This window comes from Paucibacter sp. KCTC 42545, assembly GCF_001477625.1.
Classification (GTDB): domain Bacteria; phylum Pseudomonadota; class Gammaproteobacteria; order Burkholderiales; family Burkholderiaceae_C; genus Paucibacter_A.
The window spans coordinates 3,541,182-3,555,629 of sequence record NZ_CP013692.1 but is presented as its reverse complement, the minus strand read 5'-3'; the positions used below and the strand labels follow the sequence as shown (position 1 = coordinate 3,555,629).

The following is a 14,448-nucleotide window of genomic DNA, read 5'->3' as shown; positions in this document are numbered from 1 at the left end:
TTGATGATTCTGATCAGGGCTGACCCGAACAGAATGGGCGCAAACGCTGGGCTAGACTGGGCCGATGAACGAGCCCAACAGCGTGGCCGACACCGCCGCAAACCCCGCCAGTCAAGACAAGCTGGTGCCGCGCAACTTGCCTGATCTCAGGCAGAAAAAGGTGCCCTCGCAGCAGCGTGCGGTGGAAACCTTCGAACGCATTCTGGCCGCCTGTGGCGACTTGCTGGGTGAGGTGGGCATTGAGCGCCTGTCGACCAATCTGGTCTGTCAGCGCGCCGGCATTTCCCCGCCGGCCCTGTACCAGTACTTCCCGAATAAATATGCCATTCTGTGCGAGCTGGCCGAGCGCCTGATGCGCAGCCAGAATGCGCTGCTGACACCTTGGGCCACGGCGCAAACTTGGCGCCTGCCCGAGCCCGAGTTGGCCGCCAGCATTGCCGATTTGTTCATACGCACGCTGCAGCTGACCGAGCAGATGCCCGCCGGCATCTGGATCACCCGCGCCTTGCGCGCCGTGCCGACCCTGCAGGAGGTGCGCCATAGCTCCCATGAGCTGGTCACCGACTTGCTGGTGCACCCCTTCATGCAAGCCTATCCGCAGGCCGATCAGGCCGAGGTGCGCCTGACCCTGCGCTTGGGCATTGACGCGCTCTATGCCGCGCAGGAGTTGCTGTTCGACAACCCCCGCCTGGATCCACGCGCCGTCGCCCGCACCATGGCGGCGATGGTGACCGGTCAATTGGTCAAGCTGCGCCAGAGCGAATGAGGCAGTCGGCCCGGCAATTGCCAGTTTCGGGCCCAATTTCACGGGCTTGCTGAAGGCGGGCGTGCCATGATGGCGCCTCATGTCCTATCTGCAAACCGGGAGGCAGTGATGGCGGCTGCCGTCGAACCAAGTCAGCAAGAGCAAGAACAAGAGCAAGCGCGCCTGCAGGCTTTGCAGTCGTTTGAGGTCATGGACACGGCGCCCGAGCAGGCGTTTGACGACCTGACCGCGCTGGCCCTGCGCCTGTTCGGCGTGCCGATTTCGCTGGTCACCCTGCTTGACAGCGAGCGCCAGTGGTTCAAATCCCGCCAGGGCCTGGACGTCATTGAAACGCCGCGCGACATCGCTTTTTGCGACATCACCATCCGCGGCAGCGCGGTGCTGGTGATTGAGGATGCCGAGCATGACCCGCGCACCAATGACAACCCTCTAGTGACCGGCCCGCTGGCGGTGCGCTTTTACGCCGGCGCCCCGCTGATCACGCCCGAGGGCCACGCCTTGGGCAGCCTGTGTGTAGTGGATCGCGAACCACGCGCTTTCACGCCGCAGCAGTGTCAAGATCTGGAGCGACTGGCCCGGCAGGTGATGACGCAGCTCTTGCTGCGCCGCAAGAACAAAGAGCTGGCGACAACCTTGCGTGAATTCGGCCTGGTCGATCAACGCCGGCGCGAAAGTGAATCGATTTACGGACTGTTGTTCGCCAACAGCCTGGACGGGGTGATGCAGACCCGGCCCGGCGGTGACATTCTCACCGCCAACCCCATGGCCTGCGAGATCCTCGGCCAAAGCGAGGCGCAGCTGCGTCGCGTGCAGCGCTCGCAGGTGCTGGACCTGCGCGACCCGCGCCTGCTGCGCTTGTTTGACGAGCGTGATCTGAATGGCAAGGCGCGCGGCGAGATCACCATGATTCGCGGCAACGGTGAGCGCTTCGAGGCCGAGGTGTCGACGGTGACCTACCAGGACGAGGCGGGTAAGCAATTCGCCAGCGTCGCTTTCCGAGACATCACCGAGCGCCGCCTGTGGGCCCGCAAGCTGGAGCAAAGCCTGGAGTTGCTGGGCAATCTGGCGCGGCGGGTGCCGGGCGCGCTGGTGCAGTACCGCCTCGACCCTGACGGACGCACCTGCTACCCCTTCGCCAGCGAAGGCATTTTCAATATGTTTGAGGTCAGCCCGCTGGATGTGCGGGAAGACGACGCGGTGGTGCGCAAGCTGGTGCATCCGGATGATCAGCGCGGCCTGGTGGAGTCGATTCAACGGTCGGCTCAAACGCTGCAGCCCTGGCACCACGAGTTCCGCGTGGTGTTGCCGCGCCAGGGCCTGCGCTGGCGCCTGGGCAGCGGCCAGCCCGAACGGCGGCCCGATGGCAGCGTGCTCTGGCATGGCTTCGTTAGCGACATCACCGAACGCAAGCACTCCGAGCAACACACCCACTGGCTGGCGCATTACGACGTGCTGACCGGCTTGCCCAACCGCCGCATGCTGCTGGACCGCATCGGGCATGACCTGGCGGTGGCACGGCGTTCGCGGCAGCTGGGCGCGCTCTTGTTCATCGACCTCGATCACTTCAAGCACATCAACGATGCCCTGGGTCATTCGATCGGTGACGAGCTGCTCAAGCAGGTGGCCGAACGCCTGCGTGAGGTGGCGCGCGAGGACGACACGGTGGCGCGCCTAGGCGGCGACGAATTCGTGGTGCTGGTCAGCAATTTGGGCCTGGACGCCGCCCAAGCCACCCGCCATGCCATGGCCGTGGCCGAGAAGCTGCGCGAGGTGCTGGTGATGGATCACCATATCTTCGATCACAGCTACAACATCTCAGGCAGCATCGGCATTACCCTGTTCCCCAAGGGCGCGGAGGCGGTGGACGATTTGCTGCGCGAGGCCGACACGGCCATGTATCGCGCCAAGGCCTCGGGGCGCAACCGAGTGGCCTTCTTCGAAACCGCCATGCATGCCGAGGTGCAAAGCCGCCTGGCCCTGGAGCAAGACCTGAAAGAGGCTTTGCAGCTGGAGCAGTTTGAGCTGCATCTGCAGCCGCAGTTCGATGCGCAAGGGCAGGAGATCGGCGGCGAGTTGCTGCTGCGCTGGCAGCACCACAAACGTGGCCGGGTGTCGCCGCTGGACTTCATCCCCGTGGCCGAGGAGTCGGGCCTGATCATCGAGTTGGGCGACCGGGTGCTGCGCCAGGCCTGCTTGGCCTTGGCCCGCTTGCACAAGGCCGGGCGCTTGCAATGCCTGTCGGTCAATGTCAGCCCGCGACAGTTCCGCAAAGACGACTTCGTGGCGGGCTTGCGGCAAATTATTCAGGACACCGGCGCCCCGGCGGACTACCTGATTCTGGAAGTGACCGAGAACCTGCTGATCGACAACTGGCAAGACACCAGCGCGCGCATGTCCGAGCTGCGCGCCCTGGGCCTGCGCTTTTCCATCGACGATTTCGGCACCGGCTATTCCAGCCTGGCTTATTTGAAGAAGCTGCCGCTCTACGAGCTCAAGATCGACAAGAGCTTTGTGCAGGACACGCCCGATGATCCCAATGACACGGCCATCGTTGAGGCCATTGTGTCCATGGCCAAGCACTTGAATCTGCGCGTGGTGGCCGAAGGGGTGGAGACCCCGGCGCAGGCCGACTTCCTGCTGCGCACGGGTTGCGATTGCCTGCAGGGCTATTTGCTGGGCCGCCCCGGGCCTCTGGAAGACTGGCTGCGCTTGCGGGGCGCTTAAGTGATCCGTTAGCGGACCTTGGCCGCGGCTGCGACCAAGGCATCCGCCTCAGAAACTCGCCTTACAACTCGCTCACACTCTTGACGCGCTGCGGCATGGCCACGGTTTGTGCCAGCGACTCGGCCGCGCGGCCGTGGAAGCGATCGAGCAGATCACGCCACTGCGCCTTCACCGTGCTGACATTGGCCAGCTTCACATGGCCGTAGCCACGAATGCTTTCGGGCAGGCGGGCCAGCTTGACGGCCAGCTCCAGCTTGTCGGCCGTGAGGTGCTGCAGTAGCTCGTCCACCAGGGCTTCGTACTCGCTGATCAGCGCGCGCTCCATGCGGCGCTCCTCGGTTTTTCCGAACAGATCCAGCGGGCCGCCGCGCAAACCCTTGAACTTGGACATCACTTTGAGCGCCTTGAAGGTCCAGGAACCCAGCTCGACCTTCTTGACGCGGCCGTCCGCTCCTGGCTTGGCCAGCAGGGGCGGGGCCATGTGGAAGCTCAAGGACTGCCAGTTGGCGAACTGCGCCTTCAGGCTGGCTTCGAAGCTGCCGTCGGTGTAAAGACGGGCCACTTCCCATTCGTCTTTGTAGCTCAAGAGCTTGGCGTAGTAGCGGGCCACGGCCTTGCTCAAGCGCTCGCTTTTTCCCGCCTCGCCCAGCTGGGCCTCGGCTGTGCGCACGCGCTTGACCAGGGACTCATAACGCGCCGCGTAGGCGGCATCTTGGTAAGCCGTCAGGTGCGCGATGCGGCGGGCGATCAGGCCATCCGCGCCGTCGAGCTTGTCCTGACCCAGCAGCAGCTTCACCTTTTGCTCGGGCTGGCCGCCCAGGCGCGCCAGGGCCTCCGGCGCGGCAATCGCCAAGCGACCCAGCGCGAAGGCGGTTTTATTGCCTTCCACGGCCACACCATTGAGTTCGATGGCGCGCATCAGCGCCGCTTCGCTCAGAGGGATCAGGCCGCGCTGGTAGCAAGCACCCAGCATGATGATGTTGCTGGGCATGGTGTCGCCCATCAGGCTCAGGGCAATCGCCTGCGCATCGATGGTGGACAAGAGCGATGCATCACCGCCCACCGCATGCAGCATCTTGGCCAGCAGGGATTCGCCTTGCAGATTGGCGTCCGGGTTGCGCACAAAAGCCGCCGTGGGCAGCTCATGTGTATTGGCCACGATGATGGTGCGGCCGGGCTTGATGGTGCCCAGCGCGTCGGGCGAGGCGCCCACCACCTTGTCGCAGGCCAAAAGCACATCGGCCTGCTGGGTGTCGATGCGCACCTGGTTCAGCAACTCCTTGGTCGGCGCCAGGCGCACAAAGCTCAGGACCGAGCCGCCTTTTTGCGCGAAGCCCATGAAGTCCAGCACCGAGGCCTGCTTGCCTTCCAAGTGCGCGGCCATGGATACCAGCGCACCCACGGTGACCACGCCGGTGCCGCCCACGCCGGTCACCAGCAAGTCAAACGGGCCGCTCCATTGCCAGCTGGCAGGCGCCGCCAGCGCGGCCACTTCGCGTGCCAGGTCTTGCGCGCTGAAGCCCGCACCCTGGCGCTTCTTCAGCTCGGCGCCATGCACCGAGACAAAGCTGGGGCAAAAGCCATTGACGCAAGAGAAGTCCTTGTTGCAGCTGGATTGCTCGATGCTGCGCTTGCGGCCGAAGTCGGTTTCCACCGGCACGACGGAGAGGCAGTTGGAGGCCTGGCCGCAGTCGCCGCAGCCCTCGCACACCGCCTGGTTGATGAAGATGCGTTTGGGTGGGTCGGCAAACTCGCCCTTTTTGCGGCGGCGGCGTTTCTCGGCGGCGCAGGTCTGGTCGTAGATCAGCACGGTCACGCCGGGGATCTCGCGCAGCTCGCGCTGCACGGCGTCCAGCTCGCTGCGGTCGTGGAAGGTGGTGCCGGCCGGGAACAGGCCGCGGTGCGCGTCGTATTTGGCTATCTCGTCGGACACGATCACCAGCTTCTTGACGCCCTCAGCCTCCACCTGGCGCGCAATCTGCGGCACGCTGGTGCTGCCGTCTACCGGCTGGCCGCCGGTCATGGCGACGGCGTCGTTGTAGAGAATTTTGTAGGTGATGTTGGTCTTGGCGGCGATGGCCTGGCGGATCGCCAGATAGCCCGAGTGGTAGTAAGTGCCGTCGCCCAGGTTCTGGAACACATGCTTCTCGGTCGTGAAGCGGCTGTGCGCCGCCCAGTCCACGCCCTCGGCGCCCATCTGGATCAGGCCGGAGGTGCCGCGTTCCATCCAGCTGGCCATGAAGTGGCAGCCGATGCCGGCCAGGGCGCGTGAGCCCTCGGGCAGCTTGGTGGAGGTGTTGTGTGGGCAGCCCGAGCAGAAATAGGGCTGGCGGCGCACGCCGTCGGCGGCATTGCTCAGCAAGCAGGGGGTGAGGAAGTCTTGCACCAGTTCGCGCCGGTCCAGGCTGGGCCCTAAACGCGCCAGCCACTGCGCCACCGTGCTCATGATGCGCGAGGGGCGCAGCTCACCCAGGGCGCTCAGCACCGGTGCGCCGTCCGCATCGCTCTTGCCGGTCACGCGCGGGCGCTGGGCATCGGGCAGGTGGTAGAGCAGCTCTTTGATTTGGCGCTCCACCACCGGGGCTTTCTCTTCGATCACCAGCAGCTCGCTCAGGCCTTGCGCAAAGGCGCGCATGCGGCTGCTTTCCAGCGGGAACACCAGGCCCACTTTGTAGACCCGCACGCCGGCGGCTGCCAGAGCTTCGGTGCTGAGTTGCAAGCGGCGCAGCACTTCCATGAAGTCGTAATGCGCTTTGCCGACAGTGACGATGCCCAGCGTGGCCTGCGGGCTGACGACGATGTGCTTGTCGATGCTGGCGTTGAGCTTGGCGAAGGCCTTGACGGCGTTCATCTTGTGCTCCAGCCGGGTTTCCAACTCCAGTGAGGGCAGGTCCACCGAGCGGATGTGCAGATCGACCGGCGGCACATGGTCGGGGCGCTGGAAGTCGGTCTGGATCGTGTCCAGATCCACCGTCATGCCCGACTCCACCACTTCCGAGATGGCTTTGAAGCCGACCCAGGTGGAGGAGAAGCGGCTCAGCGCCCAGCCGTACAGGCCAAACTCCAGGTACTCCGCCACATTGCCGGGGTGGACGATGGGCATATGCCAGGCCTGCAGAGCCAGATCGCTTTGGTGCGGGGTGCTGGAGGAGACGCAGCCATGGTCGTCGCCACACACCACCAGCACGCCGCCTTGGGCCGAGGTGCCGTAGACATTGCCATGCTTCAAGGCGTCGCCCGAGCGGTCCACGCCAGGGCCCTTGCCGTACCACATCGCGAACACGCCGTCGGCCGTGCGCTTGGGGTCGAGCGCCACGCGCTGCACGCCCAGGCAGGCCGTGGCGGCCAGGTCTTCATTGATGGCGGGCAGGAAGTTCACTTTGGCCGCATCAAGGAACTTCTTGGCCTTCCACAACTGCTGATCCACCATGCCTAGCGGGCTGCCACGGTAGCCCGACACAAAGCCGGCGGTGTTCAAGCCAGCACGTTCATCCGAGGCCTTTTGCGCGAGCAACAAGCGCACGATGGCCTGGGTGCCGGTCATGAAGACGGCGCCGCTGGTGGCGGCCAGGTTGTCGGAGAGCTTGTAGGGGCGCAGGGCCGGGGTCAGGCTGGCGCTGTGGCCGGGGGCCGTGGTCGTGCCCGGGACGGCGTCTGCAGAAGGTGTTGCGCTGCCTGTCATGGCGGTCTCCGAATTCTTAGAATAAGCGGAGATTTTTCTTCACATCATCCGGGTGATGTTTCTCTTATGACCCAGTGAAACGGGTTTGATGAGAGAATTTCTCTCAAAAGGTGGTGATATGGATGGTGAGCGTTTCGACCGGGCGACCCGGCAGATTCTGGAGGCCTTGCAGGCCGACAGCCGGCAAAGCACCCAGGCCCTGGCCGACAAAGTGGGCTTGTCCGCCACGCCGGTGTGGCGGCGCATCAAGGAGCTAGAGGACTCGGGCGTGATCCGCCGCCATGTAGCGCTGGTGGACCGCGAGAAACTGGGCCTCAATATCTGCGTCCTGGCCAATGTCAGCCTGGTGCGTCACAGCGAGGGCGCGGTGGATCAGTTCGAGCGCCTAGTGCTGGCCAGTCGCGAAATCATCGAATGCCACGGCATCACCGGCGAGGCCGACTACGTCATCAAGGTCGTGGTGCCTGACATGAAGGCCTACGACATGTTTCTGCAAAGCCAGGTCTTCAAAGTGCCCGGCGTGGCCAGCGTGCGCAGCAATGTGGTGCTGCGCGAAGTGAAGTACGAGACGGCGCTGCCCGTGGACTAAAAACTGGGGTCAGAGTCGAATTGTTTTGCTGGCGGTGTGACGTTGGTGTGCTCAAATAAATTGACTCTGACCCCAGTGTTTCAGGCCTTCTTCAAGAACTCCGACTTCAGGCTGAGGCTGACGCCGTCGATCTTGCAGTCCACATCGTGGTCGCCGTCGACCAGGCGTATGCCCTTGGCCTTGCTGCCTTTTTTCAGCACGATGGACGAGCCCTTGACCTTGAGGTCTTTGATCAGGATGACGGAGTCGCCGTCCACCAAGACTTGGCCGTTGGCATCGCGCACCACCTTGGCGCCGTCCTCAGTCGCGCCGTCTTGCGCTGCTTCATCGCTCCATTCATGGCCGCAATCGGGGCAGATATTCATCGCGCCGTCGCGATAGGTGTTCTCGAGCGTGCAAACAGGGCAGGCGGATGGGTTTGACATGGTGATGAGGGCTCAGAGTCGGTGTGGCGCATTGCTGCGCATGGTGGTGGGGTGTTCCAGACGCGGGAGGCCGCTTGGCCTGCAAGGCTGGACAGTGGATGAGGGCTATTTTCGCTCATGGCTTTTGGCAGGGTCTGCCCAGGCAAGCCATACTCGCGGCTCTTTCATCTTCAGTTCCATCGCGCGGAGAAATCTTGACCATGAAATTGCTGCACAACACTCGTAGAACCGCTCTTTTGGCCAGCCTGACGGTGCTGCTCGGCATGTCGAGCGTGGCGTCCATCGCGCAAGCGCAGGTGGAGGATCAAAGCCTGAAGGCCGCCATCGCCGCCGGCCATCGCACGCCGGCCTTTGCCGCCCGCGATGCGGCACGCCACCCCTACGAGACGCTGAGCTTTTTCGGCATCAAGCCGAATATGACGGTGGTGGAGTTGGCGCCCGGCGGCGGCTGGTATACCGAAATCCTGGCGCCTTATCTGCGTGACAAGGGCCGCTTGGTGCTGGGTGGTGACGACCCGGCCTCGACCCAAGCCTATTTCCAGCGCAGCGCCGCGCGCATGCAAGAGAAGCTGGCTGCCAACCCGGCCCTCTACGACCGGGTGCAAGTGGGTGTGTTCAACCCCGCCGCCGGCAAGCTGAGCTATGTGGCACCCGCTTCGGCCGATTTGGTGCTGACCTTCCGCAATGTGCACAACTGGGTTTCGCAAGGCGAGGCCGCGACCCAAGCGGCGTTCAAGAGCGCCTTTGACTCGCTCAAGCCCGGCGGTGTGTTCGGCGTGGTGGAACACCGCCTGCCAGCCGACCGGGAGCAGGATGCCAAGGCCAGCAGCGGCTACGTCCACCAGAGCTATGTCGTGCGCATGGCTGAGAGCGTGGGATTCAAGCTGGCGGGCAGCTCAGAAGTCAATGCGAACCCCAAGGACAAGGCCGATCACGAAGGCGGTGTTTGGGCCTTGCCTCCGACCTATGGCAATAAGGACAAGGACCGCGCCAAGTACGAGGCCATCGGCGAGAGCGATCGCATGACGCTCAAATTCGTCAAACCTTGATGGACCAGGCGGGACCGTTGGCGAGCGAGGTCACACCCTCGCCGCGCATCGCCTTCATCGGCGCCGGGCGCTTGGGCCAGACCTTGGCGCGAGCCCTGGCCGGCGCTGGCTTGGCCGTGGTGGCCGTGGCCTCGCGGCAGGCTGCCAGCGCGCAGGCCCTGGCCGCGCGCATCCCGGGCTGCCAGGCTATGTCGGCCGAGGCGGCCGTGGCGACTGCTGACTTGGTTTTCCTGACCGTGCCGGATGATGCCCTGGCCGCGGTGGCGCAAAGCTTGGCCTGGCGTGCCGACCAGGCCGTTGTGCATTGCAGCGGTGCCAGCGAACTCAGCGTGTTGAGCGCGGCCAGCGAGGCGGGTGCGCAAGTCGGCGGCTTCCACCCTTTGCAGATTTTTTCCGACCCCGAGCGTGCCTTGCACTTGCTGGCGGGCAGCGTGGTGGCGATCGAGGCCGAGCCGCCCCTGTTGGATCTTCTGCAAGGCTTCGCCCTGCGCCTGGCCATGCAGCCCTTGCGCCTGCCGCCCGGCAGCCGGGTGGCGTATCACGCGGCGGCAGGCTATGCCGCCAGCTTCATGCTCTCGCTGCTGGATGAGGCACAGCAGATTTGGGCCCGCATCGGCCTGCCGCCGGAGCAGGCCTTGCAGGCCTTGTTGCCGTTGGCCCGAGGCACCTTGCAAGCGGCGGAAAGCCGAGGCTTGGCCGGCGCGCTGTCGGGGCCGATCTCGCGCGGCGATGGCGGCGTGGTCACCGCGCACTTGCAAGCCTTGAGCGAATTGGGCGGTGAGCATGCGTCCTTCTACCGTCAGCTGGCCCTGCGCCAGCTGGCCTTGGCGGCCCAGAGCGGCCGCCTGGATGAGGCCACGCTGCAGGGCTTGCGCGAGCGCTTGCAGGCCTGAGTCACAGGGCGCTGGCGGTGCTGCCGCCTGGCCTAGTTGCAGCCGCCTAATCAGAGCCGCCGAATCGCTACGGTCGCCGATGCTCGGCCCCTAGAATGAAGCATGAACCTCGATGTGCCGACACTGTTTGTCGTGGTCAGCCTCATGTCGCTGGTGATGGGGCTGTGGATCTGCGTCATGGCCTGGGGGCAATCACCTGAGGATCCGCGCTGGGCCTGGGCCTGGTCTTTGGGCGCGTTCACTTGCGCGCAACTGCTGTTCGGTGCCGGCAACCTGATGTCGCCGCGCTGGGCCGTCACCGCCAATGCGGCCGCCTACGCCAGTACCTTGGTCTTGATGTTGCTGGCGCTGCGGCGCTTTTACGGATTGATGCGGCGCAGTTTCTGGCTTTGGTCGCCGGCGCTGCTGGCCCCGTTATCGGCTTTTGTGCTGTTTGAGCAGCTGCGCTGGCGGGTGTTTTGCGTCAGCCTCGTGTTCATGGTGCAGATTGCCTTGATCCTGCGCGTCTTGCTCAGCCCCAAGCTGCAGCATCAGGGGCGGGGTCGCTTCATGCTGGTAGCGGCCTTCGCCTTTGTGTTGGTGATTCTGCTGGCTCGGCTGGTGCTGGTGGCCGGGGAGGTGCCCATCAACAATGCGGCCCTGGGGAGCGAGCGTGCCGTGGCGCTCTTGATCGTGGCGGCCTTGCTGGGCGTCTTGAGCAACTCCCTCGGCTTCATCTACATGATCATGGAGCGGGCCGAGCGGCGCAATTTCGAGTTGGCCATGCAAGACATGCTGACCGGTTTGCAAAACCGCCGCGCCATCGCTGACCAGCTGGCCATGGCCGTGGCCCGGGCACGGCGCCAGGGTCAGGTCTTGAGTGTGTTGATGATGGACATCGACCACTTCAAACGCGTCAACGACAACTATGGCCATTTGGCGGGCGACAAAGTCTTGCAATCGGTGGCCCAAACCCTGCAGTCGCGCCTGCGTGAACAGGACCAGATCGGCCGCTTCGGCGGCGAGGAGTTTCTGCTGATCCTGCCCGACACCAGCCTGGACGGCGCCCTGACCCTGGCCGAAGACTTGCGCGCTGCGGTGGAAAGCAGCCCGACGACTTGGGAGCAGCAAACCATCCGTGTCACCATCAGCATCGGGGTCTGGGGCGGCTTGATCTCACCCGCCGATACGGCAGACACCCTGGTGGGCGCCGCCGATACGGCCATGTATCGCGCCAAAGTGGGTGGCCGTAATCAGGTGGCGCATTGAGCCGGCGCGGCAGCCGTGCGAGACTGCGCCAGCGCGCCGCTTGAACTGAGCAGCACGGCACTGCACTGATCCGGCGCGCCATCACGTCAACACGCTAAACCACCCACAGGGCTGACCCGCATGTTCACTGTCTACGGCATCAACGGCCGCATCTACAGCGGCCCCCTCGAAGGCCTGCGTTCGCTGGGCCCCGTGCAAGCGGTGGCGCGTGCACGGGCGGTGGCGCCGGTGCGCGCGCGTGGCAGTGATGCGAGCGACGCCAGCTTCACCCATGAATGGCCGGGCCTGTCCAGCGGCGTGGTGCGCGCCGAGCCCCAGCCCGATGCCCCCATGATGGCGGAGGAGCCGCTGCCGCGCGATGCCCTGGCCCTCTATGCCAAAGCCCAGGCCCGAGTGCCCGTTGATGCGCCACGCCAGCCTCTTCGTCTGGTGGAAGAGTTGATGAGCCGCCAGCTGATCACCGTGCCGCAAGACGCCAGCCTGGCCGAGGGCCTGGCACGCTTGAGCGAGGCCAAGGTCGGCCAGGCGCCGGTGGTCAATGCCGGCGGGCATTTGGTGGGCCTGCTTTTGCGCGGCGATTTGCTGCCCACGCCTTTGGATCTGGAGGACAGCGCGGCCTGGGCCGCCTGGTTCAAGCGCCCGGTCTCGGCGGCGATGTGGACACCGGTGCCCAGCGCCCACCCCGACACGCCCTTGCGGGAAGTGGCGCAAGCCCTGCTGGACTTCCGCCTGCCCGGCATGCCGGTGCTGGATGAACAGAGCGCGCTGATCGGCTTCTTGTCCCGCAGCGATATCTTGCGGGCGCTGACGCGTGAGCCACCGCTGGAACTGTGGTCCTGAGGCTCAAGACCAGCTGATCGGATCGACCCGGTAGTAACGGCTCAATTGCTCATACAGCGCCGGATGCTGCTGGGCCAATTCGGGGCCGCGCTCGAAGAAGAGTTCGCTGCTGCAGGCAAAGAACTCGGCCGCATCGGTGGCCGCGTATGCATCCATCAAACCCGCTGGCTGGCCGCTCGCCAAGCGTTGCCGCAAGGCATTGAATTCGGCGAGCATGACCGCAGACCAGCGCCGGTAGGCCGGCGTGCTGTGCAGCGGCGGGGCGCCATTGGCGAAGCCCTTGACTTGGTCGAGCTGGTGGGCAAATTCGTGAATCACGACGTTGTGCCCATCTTGTGGGTCGGCCGCGCCGGCCAGCACATCTTGCCAAGACAGCACGACCTGACCCTGGGCCCAGCTTTCACCCGTCAGCGCCTGGCGCTGCGGCGCCATCTGCAAGCCCGCCGGCCCGGCCTGGACGCGCTCCACCGCAAAAGCGCCGGGGTAGAGCAGGATTTGTTGCAGTTTGGGGTAGTAGCCGCGCCGTGCGCCCAGCAGCGGGAAGCAGGCCTGCGCGGCGATGACGACGCGCATCTCATCCCTGACCTTCAGGCCCGCGCAGCCGATGATGGGCTTCTCGGCCAGCAGCACTTGCATATCGGCCTTGAGCCGCAATTGCAGATCGGCCGGCAGGCGCTGCACCGCCGGCACATGCTTGCGCAAGATGCGCCGCCAAGCGGCCGGGAAGGGCTGTTCACGCAGCCGACGGCGACGCCGCTCTTTGAAAACAGGCCCACCCGCCAGCCAGACGATCAGGGCCAGGCTCAGGGCGACGACGATCAAAAAAGGGATGAGGCTGGCGCTGTCCATGTCTTGTGCAGTTGGGTGCGCTGTTAGCGAAATGCAAGTGGGCAAGCGCGAATTCTTCGCTGCCGCGCATGGGCTAAGCTGCAAGCATGAGCCACCACACTAGCCCTGCCAGCCCACCTTCCTTGCATGCTTGGCAGGTCATCCTCGGTGGCATCAGTGCCTTGGTGTTGACTTTGGGCCTGGCGCGTTTTGCCTTCACGCCCTTGCTGGCGTTGATGCAGACGCAAGCCGGCCTGTCGGATGCCGCAGGCGGCTGGTTGGCCGCCATCAATTACATGGGCTATATGAGTGGGGCCTTGTTGGCCTCCTGGCTGGAGTCGCCGCGTTGGCGCCATCGGCTCTACAGCCTCGGCCTGTGCCTGAGCCTGGTGGTCACCGCCTTGATGGGCATGAGCGACAACTTCTGGGTCTGGGCCTTGTCGCGCTATTTGGGCGGGCTGTGTGGCGCTGCGGGCATGCTGCTGGGTTCAGGGCTGGTGCTGAACTGGCTGATGCGCAGTGGCCACCGGCCGGAGCTGGGCCTGCATTTCATGGGTATTGGGCTGGGCATCATCGTCTCAGCCTTAGGTGCGCTGCTGATGGCGCGCCTGCCGCTGCCATGGGCGCAGCAATGGTTTGGTTTTGCCTTGTTCGGCCTGATCTTTTTGATTTCGGCCTGGGCCTGGCGGCCGCCTGTGCCGCCCGCTCAGAGCCCTGCGCCGGCGTCAACAACTGCGGCCAGTGCCGCCGCCGACTTACGCAAACCCTCGCGGGCCTGGACGGCCTGGATGACGGCCATCTATTTCTGCGGGGGCTGGGGCTTTGTGATCAGCGCCACCTTCACCGTCACCATCGTCGAGCGCCAGCCCTTGCTGGCCGGGCAGGGGCCCTGGGCCTGGTTGCTGGTGGGCCTGGCGGCGATGCCGGCGGTGTTTCTGTGGGACCGGGTGGCGCGGCGGGTGGGTGAGTTGCAAGCCTTGCTGATTGCCTTTGCCTTGCAATGCGTGTCTGTCTTGGTGCCGGCAGCCTCAGACAGCTTGGCTGCCGCGTTGAGCGGCGCGCTGCTCTACGGCGCCACCTTCATCGGCATCGTCAGCATGACGCTGGCGCTGGTGGGGCGGCGCTCGCCCAGCAATCCAGGCAAGGCGATGGCGCGGCTGACGCTCAGCTATGGCCTGGCGCAAGTTTGCGCACCGGCGCTCAGTGGTGCGATGGCCCAGGCCAGCGGCAATTACCGTGCCGCGCTGTTGCTGACGGCCTTTGTTCTCGCCTTGGGCATGGCGGGCTTGTGGCGCTTGATTCGGCTGGAGCGGCGAGAGCTGCATGCGCAGCAGAATCAGCTTGAAGGGGCGAGCCGCACTCGTTAGTTTTCCCACTTGCAAAAAGCCTGTAAACGCTTTGGCG

General features: G+C 64.9%; 11 protein-coding genes. 8 read left to right on the top strand and 3 right to left on the bottom strand.

The genetic code is table 11. From position 1 onward, the window contains the following. The first annotated feature begins 64 nt into the window (after nt 1-64). Both AT984_RS15405 and AT984_RS15400 read left to right on the top strand, forming a co-directional pair. Nucleotides 65-766 carry a TetR/AcrR family transcriptional regulator gene (locus tag AT984_RS15405; protein ID WP_058720851.1) on the top strand — a complete coding sequence of 234 codons (702 nt, stop codon included), beginning with the start codon at nt 65-67 and terminating at the stop codon, nt 764-766. A gap of 108 nt (nt 767-874) precedes the next feature. Further along, nucleotides 875-3,490, top strand: a complete 2,616-nt coding sequence (locus AT984_RS15400) for a sensor domain-containing phosphodiesterase (RefSeq protein WP_058720850.1) — start codon at nt 875-877, stop codon at nt 3,488-3,490. Nucleotides 3,491-3,551: 61 nt separating this feature from the next. Here AT984_RS15400 and AT984_RS15395 read toward each other — a convergent pair whose 3' ends face one another. Beyond that, nucleotides 3,552-7,172, bottom strand: a complete 3,621-nt coding sequence (locus tag AT984_RS15395) for an indolepyruvate ferredoxin oxidoreductase family protein (RefSeq protein WP_082680066.1) — start codon at nt 7,170-7,172, stop codon at nt 3,552-3,554. Nucleotides 7,173-7,260: 88 nt separating this feature from the next. Between AT984_RS15395 and AT984_RS15390 the strand changes: the two genes are divergently transcribed. Continuing rightward, complete coding sequence (locus AT984_RS15390; RefSeq protein ID WP_231741435.1) at nt 7,261-7,761, top strand: Lrp/AsnC family transcriptional regulator; 501 nt, start codon at nt 7,261-7,263, stop codon at nt 7,759-7,761. An 80-nt stretch (nt 7,762-7,841) separates the two neighbouring features. Here the strand turns inward: AT984_RS15390 and AT984_RS15385 are convergent, their stop codons facing one another. Then, entirely contained in the window at nt 7,842-8,186 is a 345-nt protein-coding gene (locus tag AT984_RS15385) for a zinc ribbon domain-containing protein YjdM (RefSeq protein ID WP_082680065.1), read from the bottom strand. Between the two features lie 200 nt (nt 8,187-8,386). Between AT984_RS15385 and AT984_RS15380 the strand changes: the two genes are divergently transcribed. From AT984_RS15380 to AT984_RS15365, 4 genes are all read left to right on the top strand, one after another. Beyond that, the gene (locus AT984_RS15380) at nt 8,387-9,235 is read left to right on the top strand and encodes a class I SAM-dependent methyltransferase (protein ID WP_335338573.1); all 849 of its coding nucleotides are present in this window, start codon (nt 8,387-8,389) and stop codon (nt 9,233-9,235) included. Then, nucleotides 9,235-10,128 (top strand): Rossmann-like and DUF2520 domain-containing protein, encoded by an 894-nt coding sequence (locus AT984_RS15375; protein ID WP_082680064.1) that lies wholly within the window; start codon nt 9,235-9,237, stop codon nt 10,126-10,128. The genes AT984_RS15380 and AT984_RS15375 overlap by 1 nt, the downstream gene beginning before the upstream one ends. A gap of 102 nt (nt 10,129-10,230) precedes the next feature. Further along, a complete protein-coding gene (locus AT984_RS15370) occupies nt 10,231-11,376 on the top strand; it encodes a GGDEF domain-containing protein (protein ID WP_058720846.1) in 1,146 nt (381 codons plus the stop codon). A 120-nt stretch (nt 11,377-11,496) separates the two neighbouring features. Beyond that, on the top strand, nt 11,497-12,216 hold the full coding sequence (locus AT984_RS15365; protein WP_058720845.1) for a CBS domain-containing protein: 720 nt from the start codon (nt 11,497-11,499) through the stop codon (nt 12,214-12,216). 3 nt (nt 12,217-12,219) lie between these two features. Here AT984_RS15365 and AT984_RS15360 read toward each other — a convergent pair whose 3' ends face one another. After that, the gene (locus AT984_RS15360; RefSeq protein ID WP_231741434.1) at nt 12,220-13,065 is read right to left on the bottom strand and encodes a zinc-dependent peptidase; all 846 of its coding nucleotides are present in this window, start codon (nt 13,063-13,065) and stop codon (nt 12,220-12,222) included. 86 nt (nt 13,066-13,151) lie between these two features. Here AT984_RS15360 and AT984_RS15355 point away from each other — a divergent pair, with 86 nt between their 5' ends. Further along, a complete protein-coding gene (locus tag AT984_RS15355) occupies nt 13,152-14,411 on the top strand; it encodes a YbfB/YjiJ family MFS transporter (protein WP_058720844.1) in 1,260 nt (419 codons plus the stop codon). Nucleotides 14,412-14,448: the final 37 nt, after the last annotated feature.

What these genes read in the sequence shown, in the direction of transcription:
- AT984_RS15405 (WP_058720851.1), top strand. Translation starts at nt 65, where the DNA reads ATGAACGAGCCCAACAGCGTGGCCGACACCGCCGCAAACCCCGCCAGT.
- AT984_RS15400 (WP_058720850.1), top strand. Translation starts at nt 875, where the DNA reads ATGGCGGCTGCCGTCGAACCAAGTCAGCAAGAGCAAGAACAAGAGCAA.
- AT984_RS15395 (WP_082680066.1), bottom strand. Translation starts at nt 7,172, where the DNA reads ATGACAGGCAGCGCAACACCTTCTGCAGACGCCGTCCCGGGCACGACC.
- AT984_RS15390 (WP_231741435.1), top strand. Translation starts at nt 7,261, where the DNA reads ATGAGAGAATTTCTCTCAAAAGGTGGTGATATGGATGGTGAGCGTTTC.
- AT984_RS15385 (WP_082680065.1), bottom strand. Translation starts at nt 8,186, where the DNA reads ATGTCAAACCCATCCGCCTGCCCTGTTTGCACGCTCGAGAACACCTAT.
- AT984_RS15380 (WP_335338573.1), top strand. Translation starts at nt 8,387, where the DNA reads ATGAAATTGCTGCACAACACTCGTAGAACCGCTCTTTTGGCCAGCCTG.
- AT984_RS15375 (WP_082680064.1), top strand. Translation starts at nt 9,235, where the DNA reads ATGGACCAGGCGGGACCGTTGGCGAGCGAGGTCACACCCTCGCCGCGC.
- AT984_RS15370 (WP_058720846.1), top strand. Translation starts at nt 10,231, where the DNA reads ATGAACCTCGATGTGCCGACACTGTTTGTCGTGGTCAGCCTCATGTCG.
- AT984_RS15365 (WP_058720845.1), top strand. Translation starts at nt 11,497, where the DNA reads ATGTTCACTGTCTACGGCATCAACGGCCGCATCTACAGCGGCCCCCTC.
- AT984_RS15360 (WP_231741434.1), bottom strand. Translation starts at nt 13,065, where the DNA reads ATGGACAGCGCCAGCCTCATCCCTTTTTTGATCGTCGTCGCCCTGAGC.
- AT984_RS15355 (WP_058720844.1), top strand. Translation starts at nt 13,152, where the DNA reads ATGAGCCACCACACTAGCCCTGCCAGCCCACCTTCCTTGCATGCTTGG.